This is a genomic window from Aeromicrobium sp. PE09-221, from assembly GCF_002174305.1.
Lineage (GTDB): Bacteria > Actinomycetota > Actinomycetes > Propionibacteriales > Nocardioidaceae > Aeromicrobium.
On the sequence record NZ_MIJB01000028.1, the window covers coordinates 123,881 to 134,665 of the forward strand.

Genomic DNA, 10,785 nt, shown 5'->3' on the forward strand with positions numbered 1-10,785 from the left:
CTCCGGCGACGCGCCGGACGGCGCGCCGTGTGCGGCCGACCGTTCTCGAACCGCGGGGAGCGGCTCGGCGTGGCAGGCTGCGACATCGCAACTTTACAGGTTGGATGGGCGGGTGCCTGACCGGATGCGTGCTGCCGACTCCTGGCGCCCCGCCCTCCTGACAGCGGCCGCCGCCGTCGCGATACCGGTGATCGCGGCGATCCTCGTGGTGGCGGCGGTGACCCAGGACGCGAGCTGGGGCACCCTCCGGGCGGGGGTGCGGGCCTGGCTCGTCGCCGTCGGCGCCGGTCTGCATATCGGTGAGACGTCGATCAGCCTCGTGCCCCTCGGAGGAGTGCTGGTCGCCGGGGCGATCGCGGCCCTGGTGGCGGCACGGCTGGCGCATCGAGACACTCCCGATGCCGTGGTCTTCGGCGCGCTGGCCGGAGCGGGCGCCGGAGCCCTCGCCGCGACACTGTCCGCCGCGACCTCTGTCGGATCGGTGGGCACGTCCTTCGTGCGGGCGGCGTTCGGTGCCTTCGTGGTGGTCGGAGTGGCGGCCGCTATCGCCGTGGCGATCCGGGTGCCGGGGTCATTCCGCGTCCCCGCCTGGGCGGCACCGATGCTCCCGTCGGTCCGCGCCGGGGTCCGCGCCGGCGCCCTGATCCTCGGCTACGCGGCCACGCTCGTCGCCGTGCTCGCCGCCTTCCATGTCCGCCGCGCGGGGGACCTGTGGGCGGCGCTGGACCCCGGCATCGGAGGCGGACTGGTCCTGGCGCTGGTGTCGTTGCTGTCACTGCCCACGATCATCGCCTGGGCCTCCGCCGCTCTCATCGGACCGGGGTTCGCCCTCGGCACCGACACGAGCGTCTCGATGACCGGTGTGGATGTCGCCGCCCTGCCGGCCTTCCCTCCGCTCGCGGTGATCCCCTCGCCCGGACCCTTCCCCGATCTCGTCGTCGCGCTCATGATCGTCCCCGTGCTGATCGCCGGGTACGCAGGATGGCGATGGGCGGCGGCCCCCGGGGACACCACGCTGTGGAATCGAGTGGCACTCGGAGCGGGTGCCGGTGCCGTGGCCGGGGTGATCGTCGGCCTGGTGGCCGCGACCGGCCGTGGGGCGGTCGGACCGGGCCTTCTCGCCGATGTGGGCCCGCCGATTCTCAGCACCGTGGGCATCGCCATCGTCTCGTGGGCGCTGGCCGGGGCAGTCGGTGGAGCGCTGGGCCACTATCGTGGTCTTCGTGCCGATCAGGAGTGACCGTCCCGCGCGCATCGTCGTGCTCGTCTCAGGTAGCGGCACCAATCTACAAGCGTTGCTCGACGCCGCCGCGGATCCGTCCTTCGGGGCCGAGATCGTCGCGGTGGGCGCCGACCGTGACGGCATCGAGGGCTTGCGTCGGGCGGAGCGGTCCGGAGTACCCACCTTCGTCGTGCGGCTCGCCGATCATCCGGACCGCCCGGCCTGGGATATCGCGCTCGCCGACGCCGTCGCTCAGCACGATCCCGACCTGGTCGTACTGGCCGGTTTCATGAAGCTCACCGGGCCCGCCTTCCTCGGCCTCTACGGCGGCCGCACGCTGAACACCCATCCGGCGCTCTCGCCGGCCTTCCCCGGCATGCACGGCCCGCGCGACGCACTCGCGTACGGCGTCAAGGTCACTGGTGCGACGCTCTTCGTGGTCGACGAAGGCGTCGACACGGGTCCGATCGTCGCGCAGGTCGCTGTACCCGTCCTCGACGAGGACGACGAGGACACACTGCACGAGCGCATCAAGACCAGCGAACGGCGCATGCTCGTCGAGTGGGTGGGACGTCTCGCGCGTGACGGCTATATCGTCGACGGACGCCGGATCGTCTCACCTCCACCACCGTCAGTCCAGAACCAGGAGTAAGGCCCTCATGACCGACTCGCCCCGTTCCCCCCTCCGCCGGGCCCTCGTCTCGGTGTACGACAAGACCGGTCTGACCGATCTCGCGCGCGACCTCGCCGCCGCCGGCGTGCAGATCGTCTCGACCGGATCGACCGCGAAGACGATCGAGGCCGCGGGCGTGGAGGTGACCCCGGTGGAGGAGCTGACCGGCTTCCCCGAGTGCCTCGACGGTCGCGTCAAGACGCTGCATCCCCGGGTGCACGCGGGCATCCTCGCCGACCGGCGACTCGAACAGCATCGCGCCCAGCTGGAGGAGCTCGGCGTCGAACCCTTCGACCTGGTCATCGTGAACCTCTATCCGTTCCGCGAGACGGTCGCCTCCGGGGCGAGCTCCGACGAGGTCGTCGAGCAGATCGACATCGGCGGACCCTCCATGGTCCGCGCGGCGGCCAAGAACCATCCGAGCGTCGCCGTCGTCGTGTCCCCGGATGCCTACGGCGAGGTTCGCGAGGCGCTTGGAGCGGGCGGCTTCACCTTCGAGCAGCGCCGACGTCTCGCGGCCCGCGCCTTCGCGCACACCGCTTCCTATGACGCCGCGGTGGCATCGTGGTTCGCGTCCGCCTATGACGGTTCGGAGGACGGCTGGCCGGAGTTCGTCGCCGAGGCCTGGGATAAGCAGGCGGTGCTGCGTTACGGCGAGAACCCGCACCAGGAGGCCGCGCTCTACACCGACGGCAGCGGTGGCCTCGCCGGCGCGGAGCAGCTGCACGGCAAGGAGATGAGCTACAACAACTACGTCGACACCGATGCCGCGATCCGGGCCGCCTTCGATCACGAGCGTCCGGCGGTCGCGATCATCAAGCACGCCAATCCGTGCGGTATCGCCGTCGGTGAGGACATCGCCCAGGCCCACGCCCGCGCGCACGCCTGCGACCCGGTGTCGGCCTTCGGCGGGGTGATCGCCGCCAATCGCCCGGTGTCGGTCGCGATGGCCGAGCAGGTCGCCGATGTGTTCACCGAGGTGATCGTCGCACCGGGCTACGAGGACGGCGCTGTCGAGATCCTGCAGCGCAAGAAGAACATCCGCATCCTGCGCGCCGATGATCTCGGCACGAATCCTCCGACGGAGTTCCGTCAGGTGTCGGGCGGCCTCCTGGTCCAGCTGCGCGACCACGTCGACGCGCCCGGGGACGATCCCTCCGGCTGGACCCTCGTCGCCGGCGAACCCGCGGATGCGGCTACCCTCGCCGATCTCTCCTTCGCCTGGACGGCTGTACGGGCCGTGAAGTCGAATGCGATCCTGCTCGCCAAGGACGGCGGGTCAGTCGGCGTGGGCATGGGCCAGGTCAATCGCGTCGACTCGTGCCGCCTCGCGGTGGAGCGGGCCGGTGCTGAGCGCGCCCGGGGTGCGGTCGCGGCATCGGATGCGTTCTTCCCCTTTGCCGACGGTCCTCAGATCCTCCTCGACGCGGGCGTTCGCGCGATCGTGCAGCCCGGAGGCTCCGTGCGCGATGAGGAGACCATCAAGGCTGCTCAAGACGCCGGCATCACGATGTACGTCACGGGGACGCGGCACTTCTTCCACTGATGCTGCGGCACGCGTCGTCCACGGCCTCCGGTCCGACGAGGTGCGCGGCGAGTAGATAGCGTAGCGATGTCGCCAGGTTGCGCGCTTCGGCGGCGTCGTCGTCATGGCTCTGCATGCGTAGGGCCGTGCCGACCATCTGGGCGATCAGGGCGGCGGACAGCTCACTCGACTGCTCGAGACCGTGCTCGGTCAGCAGCTCGGTGAGCCGCAACTCGACCAGGCGGACGGCCTCGGTGATCTCCGGGCGGAGCTCCTGGTCGCGGCTCGCCTGAAGGAACAGGGCGAGGTCGAGTCCCCACATGGCGCGATCGTGGTCGGCGAAGGTGGGGATGATGGCGCTGGTCGTGTCGTCGACATCCGCGAGGAACGACAGGTCGAGGTCGTGCAGGTCGATGTTCTCCAGCGATGTCGTCCAGTCGGTGATATGCCGCCGGAAGGCTTCGCGCACCAGTTCGGCGATCGAGGCGAAGTAGTAGGTGGTCGCCGCCGTGGGCAACTGTGCCTCACTGGCGACGGCACGGTGGGTGACGGCGCGGATTCCACCGAAGGCGTAGACGCGGACGGCGGCGTCGAGGAGTTGTTCCCGGCGTTGGCGGCTGCGTTCTTGGGAGAGGCGGGCTCGGGCCACAGCGGTGATTCCTCTCGAGAGGTTGGGGTTGAACGTGCATGTTGGGGGTAGAACCTGATCCTACGGGCCAGGCTCCGTTGCGTGCCGTGCGAAACTGTCCGAGTGACTGCGCAGATTCTCGACGGCAAGGCCGTCGCCGCCACGATCAAGTCCGAACTGGCCCAGCGCGTGGCCGCCTTGCGCGAGCGGGGGGTCGTCCCGGGGCTCGGCACGATCCTGGTGGGCGATGATCCGGGGAGCACCTGGTATGTCGCGGCCAAGCACCGTGATTGCGCGGAGATCGGGATCGAGTCGATCCGTATCGATCTGCCTGCCACGGCGACTCAGGAGGAGGTCGAGGAGGCCGTCGACCGTCTCAACGCCGACCCCGCGTGCACGCTCTACATCGTCCAGCTGCCGCTGCCCGCGGGGCTCGACGAGAATGCGGTGATCGGCCGCATCGATCCAGCCAAGGATGCCGACGGTCTCCATCCCACGAACCTGGGGTGGCTCGTGCTCGGCAAGGAAGCCCCCCTGCCGTGCACGCCCCGCGGCATCATCGAGTTGCTGCGCCGACACGACATCGATATCTCCGGGCAGCATGCCGTGGTCATTGGCCGCGGCATCACCGTGGGACGGCCGATGGGGCTGCTGTTGACTCGGCGCAGCGAGAACGCCACGGTGACCCTCTGCCACACCGGAACGCGTGATCTGGCGGCCGAGGTGCGCCGTGCCGATATCGTCATCGCGGCGGCGGGAGTGCCGGGTATCGTCACCGGTGACATGGTGAAGCCCGGGGCGGCGCTGTTCGATGTCGGGGTCAGCCGCGATGAGGACAACAAGATCGTCGGCGACCTCGCCCCGGATGTCTGGGACGTCGCCGGCTGGGTGACCCCGAATCCCGGAGGCGTCGGTCCGATGACGCGGGCGATGCTGCTGAGCAATGTGGTCGACTTCTCCGAGGCCCAGGCGGCGCAGTGAGGCCACCGCGTAGCCGCGGCTCCCGGATCTATCTGATCCAGCTGGCTGCCGTGCTCGTCGGTCTGGTGTTGGTCATCGCCGGCGCCTGGCGGGTGGGTGTGGCGACGATAGGGGTGTCCTTCCTTGTCGCGGCGGCGCTGCGCGCGGTGGTGACGCCCGACCAGTACGGCATGCTGCGCGTGCGAGGCAAGGTCTTCGATATGGCCTGGATGCTGATGCTCGGCGGTTCGCTGGTCTTCCTCGCGATCAACATCCCTTCACAGCCCCCGCTCTGACACCCTGAGCTTCTTGACCCCCGGGTCCGCGTCTTGCCGGGTTGTGGCCCTTGCTCACTACGTGGCGGGGCCACCCCCGGCAAGAGGCGGTCGGGTTGCGCTCAGATCAGGCCGAGGGAGCGGACCGCGTCGCGCTCTTCGAGGAGCTCGGCGGCGGTCGCCTCCATCCGCGAGCGGCTGAAGTCGTTGATGTCCAGGCCCTGCACGATCGACCACTCGCCACCGGAACAGGTGACCGGGAACGAGTACACGATGCCCTCGGGGACGTCGTACGAGCCATCGGAGGCGACCGCCATCGAGACCCAGTCGCCGTCCGGAGTGCCGTGCACCCAGTCGCGGGCAGCGTCGATCGTGGCCGAGGCCGCTGAGGCGGCCGACGAGGCTCCACGAGCCTCGATGATGGCGGCGCCGCGCTTGGCGACCGTGGGGATGAAGTCGTTCTCGATCCAGGCCTGATCGTTGACGACCTCGGCCGCGTTGCGTCCGCCGATCTCGGCGTGGAAGATGTCGGGATACTGGGTGGCCGAGTGGTTGCCCCAGATCGTCATCTTGCGGATGTCCGCGACGCTGGAGCCGGTCTTGGCCGCCAGCTGGCTGAGCGCACGGTTGTGGTCGAGACGGGTGAGGGCGCTGAACCGCGAGGACGGGATATCCGGCGCGTTGCTCATCGCGATGAGGGCATTGGTGTTCGCCGGGTTGCCGGTCACGCCGATCTTGACGTCATCGGCAGCGACCTCGTTGAGAGCCTTGCCCTGCGCTGTGAAGATCGCGCCATTGGCCTCCAGGAGATCGCCGCGTTCCATCCCCTTGGTGCGGGGACGGGCTCCCACCAGCAGCGCCAGGTTGACCCCGTCGAAGATGTGGCGGGGGTCGTCGCCGATCTTGACGGAGTCGAGTGTGGGGAAGGCGCAGTCGTCGAGTTCCATGACGACACCCTCGAGAGCCCCGAGGGCGGGGGTGATCTCCAGCAGTCGCAGCTGCACCGGCGTGTCAGGTCCGAAGACGGCACCACTGGCGATGCGGAAGAGAAGGCTGTAACCGATCTGACCGGCGGCACCGGTGACGGCGACCTTGACAGGGGACTGGCTCACGGCGTTGTGCTCCTCGTCTGTTGGGTACGTCACGAAACTAGCGCATGATCGGGCTCACGTCTCGGGCCGTGTGACGTCATAGGTCAGGTGCGCGAACTGGCCGCGCCGTTCGACATCGATCAAATGCAGGCGATCGGGTCCCAGGCGGCGAGGCAGTAGCGGTGCCCCGGCGCCGAGGGTGGCGGGAGCCACCGTCGCCTGGATCTCGTCGAGCGCGCCGGCATCGTCGAACTGCCCGACGAGGTCACCGCCTCCCATCAGCCAGACGTCTCGGCCTCCGGCACGGTTCGCGATGGTCTCGACATGTCCGGCGGGATCGCCCGTGAGGATCGTGATGTCCGCTCCCTCAGGGACCGGGAGGTCGCGGCTGGTGAAGAGGAAGGCGGGCTTGCCGGCGACATTCTCCGGCCAGGTCTCGGGATGGTCGAGCACACCGGTCTCGGCGAGCAGCCAGCGGTAGGTGGACGATCCCATGACCACCACCCCGACGGAGTCGGTGAAGGAGTTGAACGTGTCGGCATGTTCGGGGTCGGCAGTGTCGCTGCCCTCGACGGCGAATAGCCAGCTGAGGGAGTGGTCGGTGTCGGCGAGATAGCCGTCGAGGGTCGTGGCGGTGAGGTAGACGAAGCGGGCCATGGCGAGACTCTAGGCGCTGGCACTGACACCTGTGATCATCCCGCCCGTGGCATTCCCTCGCCAGCGCGGACGACGAGGACCGCCCACCTGATGGTGGACGGTCCTCGCGCGGTGGGCGGGCTCAGCCGGCGTGGGTGTGGGGCTCCCTGATCGGATCGGACGCGTTCGCCTTGGCTACAGCGTCCTCACTGCCGGGATTGGGTTCTCCCTGCTCGGCGCGGACGAGTTCCTCGATCCTCTTGCCGGTCTGCTCATCGACGTTCTTCCAGTAGAGGAAGGCGCGTTCGAGCACGTCTCCCTTCACGCCGCCGAGCAGGTGACCGGCGACGGTCTGCACGAAGGCCTCGCGCTGCTCGTCGTTCCAGACCTCGCGGACCAGGCGGCCGGCCTGTGACCAGTCGTCGTCCTCGGCGCGCAGCGTGTAGGCCTGACGGACCATCTCTCCATCGGTCTCCCAACCGTCGGACACGGTTCCGGTCTGGTCGGCGTAGCCGCGACCGAAGGAGTTTGGCGCGTACACCGGGGCGTCGCCGGAGTGCTGGTACGCCATCGCCCCGTCGAAGGTGTAGGTGTTCTGGTGCTGTGTGTTCTTGGCCTGGTTGACGGGCAGCTGGTGGTAGTTGGTGCCGATGCGGTATCGGTGTGTGTCGGCGTACGCGAACGTGCGGCCGAGCAACATCTTGTCGGGACTGAAGCCGATGCCGGGCACGACCGCGGAGGGTTCGAAGGCGGCCTGCTCGATCTCGGCGAAGAAGTTCTCCGGGTTCCGGTTCAACGTCATGGTGCCGACTTTGACCAGCGGGTAGTCGCCGTGCGGCCAGACCTTGGTGAGGTCGAAGGGGTTGATCCGGTAGGTCTTGGCGTCCTCATAGGGCATGAGCTGCACCGAGAGCGTCCAGGACGGGAAGTCGCCGTTCTCGATCGACTCGTAGAGGTCGCGACGGTGGAAGTCGGCATCGTGACCGGCGATGCGGTCGGCCTCCTCGCCGGTCAGACCCTCCACGCCCTGGTTGCTGTGGAAGTGGTACTTGACCCAGTGCTTCTCTCCGGCCTCGTTGATCCACAGGTAGGTGTGCGAGCCGTAGCCGTTCATGTGGCGATAGGTCTTGGGGATGCCGCGGTCGCCCATCAGGTAGGTCACCTGGTGCGCGGACTCGGGATTGAGGGTCCAGAAGTCCCACTGCATGTTGTTGTCGCGCAGTCCGCTGCCGCCGCGGCGCTTCTGCGAGCGGATGAAGTGGGGGAACTTCATCGTGTCACGGATGAAGAAGATCGGCGTGTTGTTGCCGACGAGGTCGTAATTGCCCTCGGTGGTGTAGAACTTCAGCGCGAAGCCGCGGGGGTCGCGCCAGGTGTCGGGGGAGCCCTGCTCGCCGGCGACGGTCGAGAAGCGCGCCAGCATCTCCGTCTGCACACCCTTTTGGAACAGTGCGGCCTTGGTGTAGGCGCTGACATCCTCGGTGGTCTCGAAGACGCCGAACGCCCCGGAGCCCTTGGCGTGGACATTGCGCTCGGGGACACGCTCGCGGTTGAAGTGCGCCATCTGCTCGATGAAGTGGGTGTCGTGCAGCAGGATCGGGCCGTCGGCGCCGACGGTGAGGCTGTTGCGGTCGGAGGTCGCGGGGGCACCGGTCTGCGTCGTCGACCCGAGATCGGCCTCCGGTGTGGGCTTGGCGGCGAACGAGGTACCGTCGGTCGGCTGAGGAATCTGTGCCATGGTGACTCTCCTTAGTCGGTGGATGTGGCGGCCGAACACGTGGGGCACAGGCCCCAGAACGTGACTTCGGCTTCGTCGATGGCGAATCCGTGGGACTGCGAGGGGACGAGACAGGGGGTCTCGCCGACGGCGCAGTCGATGTCCTCGACCGCGCCGCAGGAGCGGCAGACGAGGTGGTGGTGGTTGTCGCCGACTCGCCGCTCGTAGAGGGCGGGGGAGCCGGCGGGTTCGATGCGGCGCAGGAGCCCGGCCCGGGTGAGGTCGCCGAGCACGTTGTAGACGGCCTGGACCGAGGTGCCGGGGAGGGTCTCGCGGACGCTCCGGAAGACGGTGTCGGCGGGAATGTGCGGCTGTCGGGCGACGACGCCGAGGACGGTGAGCCGACCGGTCGTGACGCGCAGCCCGGCGGTCCGCAGTTGCTCTCGCGGGGTCGGATGCTCGCCGGACGACGAGGCGATCGGAGCCGTTGCGGTCATGACCCCAGCATAGTGGTTGTTTTGAATTCTTAAAGAAAGGTGACCCTCAGTTCGGTGTGGGTCAGGCGCGGAGCTCTTTCTCGATGGGGGTCCATCGCCGTGCGCGTGCCTTGATCACGGTTCCGTCGAGGAGGTGTTCGAGCTGGTGGGCGCGCTGGTCGATCGCGACCCGCCGCTCTGGGTCGATGTCCTCGAGTAGTCGGAGGGCCACGGTGGCGTCGTCGCGGATGGTCCAGCCTCCGACGGTCCGGCCATCGGCCCAGATGGTCGGACCGGCATTTCCGACATTGTCGAAGAGCCGCTCAGCGTGTTGGCCGAGGTACCAGCCGCGTTGTTTCCACCCCATGGTGGTGGAGTCGAGTGCGGGCAGGAGGGCTACCCAGGGGCCGGGGTCTGGTGTGGGGGCGAGGTCGTCGGACAGCGTGAGCGCGGGGCCGGCCTCGGTATGAACCTCGACGGTGTCGAGGCTGGCCAGTGCGGCGCGGGCTGTGGTCTTGGTCCATCCGGTCCACCAGCAGAGGTCCTCCAGCGGGGCGGGTCCGTAGGCGGCGAGCCAGCGTCTGGCGATGTCGCGGGTGGCGTCCTCGTGGGTGGGGTGCTCGGTGAGTGCTGGAGTCCAGTTCTCGGTGGCGCACCAGGTGAACTGGGTGGAGGCCCAGGTGCCGACCGGTTTGGCCCGGACGACGTGGCCCTCCGCCGACATCAGGGTCAGGAGGCGGCTGGCCATCGATTGGCTGGTGGCATAGCGGGTGCCCGCACCGACCTGGACGCGGGTGGCGAGGATGGGGTCGGCGGCTGCGAGGTGGGCGCTGCGGAAAATGCCGAGGCCGGGGAGCACGGCTCGCGCGGTGGTGTGGGCCTGGTCGAGGAAGCGCTCCGGCTCGTCGATACCGGAGTCGCGCAGCATGGTGAGCAACTTGCGGCGCTCGGGTGCCGCGACGCTACGGGCGGTGGCGGCGAAGCAGGCCCCGGCGAGATCGACCGGGACGGCGAAGACGGTGCGTCGCATGGCCAGGACCCGGATGAGGGTGCGGTCGGTATACAGCGCTCGCTCCAGGTCGGCGACCGATGGCTCCGTGAGGCGAGCGCAGACGCCGACGGCCATGGAGGCGGGGTCGGTGCTGTGCAGCGCGACGACGTGCCGGGCGACTTCTTCGGAGTTGTCGACGGGTCCGGCGAGTGCATGCCTGACTCCGAGGCGTCGCCGCCGTTCGGTGTCGTCGATCGTCACAGTCATGAAGGGATCCTAGGGTCGCCATCGGTGGTTGCGTTTCCATCGGGAGGTTCCGGGTCGTCGGAATTCGGGTACACCGTCTCGTGGGTTCAGACGGCATTGGAGGTGTCCGGTGTGGATTTGTCGGTGATGTTCGGCGCAGACGGGGATGGCGTCTTTGAGGTTGGTGGTGCCGCCGTCTGCCCAGGTTCTGTCTCCGTGGTGTGCTTCGCACCATCCTGGTGGGCGATCGCAGTCGGGTGCGGCGCAGCCGCCGTCGCGGTTGGCGATCGCGATCCGCTGATATCGAGTGAATAAGCGTTCTTCGCGCCGAGCTACCCGAACCAC

At 68.6% G+C, this 10,785-nt stretch carries 11 protein-coding genes; 5 read left to right on the plus strand and 6 right to left on the minus strand.

Annotation, left to right across the window (positions count from 1 at the left end):
* The first annotated feature begins 112 nt into the window (after window positions 1–112).
* Genes BHE97_RS19815 through purH form a run of 3 tightly spaced genes read left to right on the plus strand, consistent with a single transcriptional unit; the run spans window position 113 to window position 3,441 of the window.
* Complete coding sequence (locus tag BHE97_RS19815; protein ID WP_140400191.1) at window positions 113–1,240, plus strand: DUF6350 family protein; 1,128 nt, start codon at window positions 113–115, stop codon at window positions 1,238–1,240.
* Entirely contained in the window at window positions 1,230–1,874 is a 645-nt protein-coding gene (gene purN / locus BHE97_RS15820) for a phosphoribosylglycinamide formyltransferase (RefSeq protein ID WP_343286124.1), read from the plus strand. Before BHE97_RS19815 ends, purN begins: the two co-directional genes overlap by 11 nt.
* Before the next feature lie 7 nt (window positions 1,875–1,881).
* Complete coding sequence (gene purH, locus BHE97_RS15825; protein ID WP_087624998.1) at window positions 1,882–3,441, plus strand: bifunctional phosphoribosylaminoimidazolecarboxamide formyltransferase/IMP cyclohydrolase; 1,560 nt, start codon at window positions 1,882–1,884, stop codon at window positions 3,439–3,441.
* Here purH and BHE97_RS15830 read toward each other — a convergent pair.
* On the minus strand, window positions 3,413–4,069 hold the full coding sequence (locus tag BHE97_RS15830; RefSeq protein WP_170931453.1) for a TetR family transcriptional regulator: 657 nt from the start codon (window positions 4,067–4,069) through the stop codon (window positions 3,413–3,415). The two genes, purH and BHE97_RS15830, sit on opposite strands and share 29 nt — an antisense overlap.
* Before the next feature lie 102 nt (window positions 4,070–4,171).
* Between BHE97_RS15830 and BHE97_RS15835 the strand changes: the two genes are divergently transcribed.
* Together BHE97_RS15835 and BHE97_RS15840 are read left to right on the plus strand one after the other, a co-directional pair.
* On the plus strand, window positions 4,172–5,029 hold the full coding sequence (locus BHE97_RS15835) for a bifunctional methylenetetrahydrofolate dehydrogenase/methenyltetrahydrofolate cyclohydrolase (protein WP_087625000.1): 858 nt from the start codon (window positions 4,172–4,174) through the stop codon (window positions 5,027–5,029).
* Entirely contained in the window at window positions 5,026–5,304 is a 279-nt protein-coding gene (locus BHE97_RS15840; RefSeq protein WP_170931454.1) for a DUF3017 domain-containing protein, read from the plus strand. The genes BHE97_RS15835 and BHE97_RS15840 overlap by 4 nt, the downstream gene beginning before the upstream one ends.
* 101 nt (window positions 5,305–5,405) lie before the next feature.
* Here the strand turns inward: BHE97_RS15840 and BHE97_RS15845 are convergent, their stop codons facing one another.
* The 5 genes from BHE97_RS15845 to BHE97_RS15865 form a co-directional block, all read right to left on the minus strand.
* Complete coding sequence (locus tag BHE97_RS15845) at window positions 5,406–6,395, minus strand: malate dehydrogenase (RefSeq protein WP_087625002.1); 990 nt, start codon at window positions 6,393–6,395, stop codon at window positions 5,406–5,408.
* Window positions 6,396–6,449: 54 nt separating this feature from the next.
* Window positions 6,450–7,031, minus strand: a complete 582-nt coding sequence (locus tag BHE97_RS15850) for a dihydrofolate reductase family protein (RefSeq protein ID WP_087625003.1) — start codon at window positions 7,029–7,031, stop codon at window positions 6,450–6,452.
* 121 nt (window positions 7,032–7,152) lie between these two features.
* Window positions 7,153–8,748 carry a catalase gene (locus BHE97_RS15855; RefSeq protein ID WP_087625004.1) on the minus strand — a complete coding sequence of 532 codons (1,596 nt, stop codon included), beginning with the start codon at window positions 8,746–8,748 and terminating at the stop codon, window positions 7,153–7,155.
* 11 nt (window positions 8,749–8,759) lie between these two features.
* Window positions 8,760–9,224: a Fur family transcriptional regulator gene (locus tag BHE97_RS15860; protein ID WP_087625005.1), complete on the minus strand. Its 465-nt coding sequence runs from the start codon at window positions 9,222–9,224 to the stop codon at window positions 8,760–8,762.
* Between the two features lie 61 nt (window positions 9,225–9,285).
* Window positions 9,286–10,461, minus strand: coding sequence for a winged helix DNA-binding domain-containing protein (locus tag BHE97_RS15865; RefSeq protein ID WP_087625006.1), 1,176 nt, complete (start codon window positions 10,459–10,461; stop codon window positions 9,286–9,288).
* Window positions 10,462–10,785 lie beyond the last annotated feature (324 nt).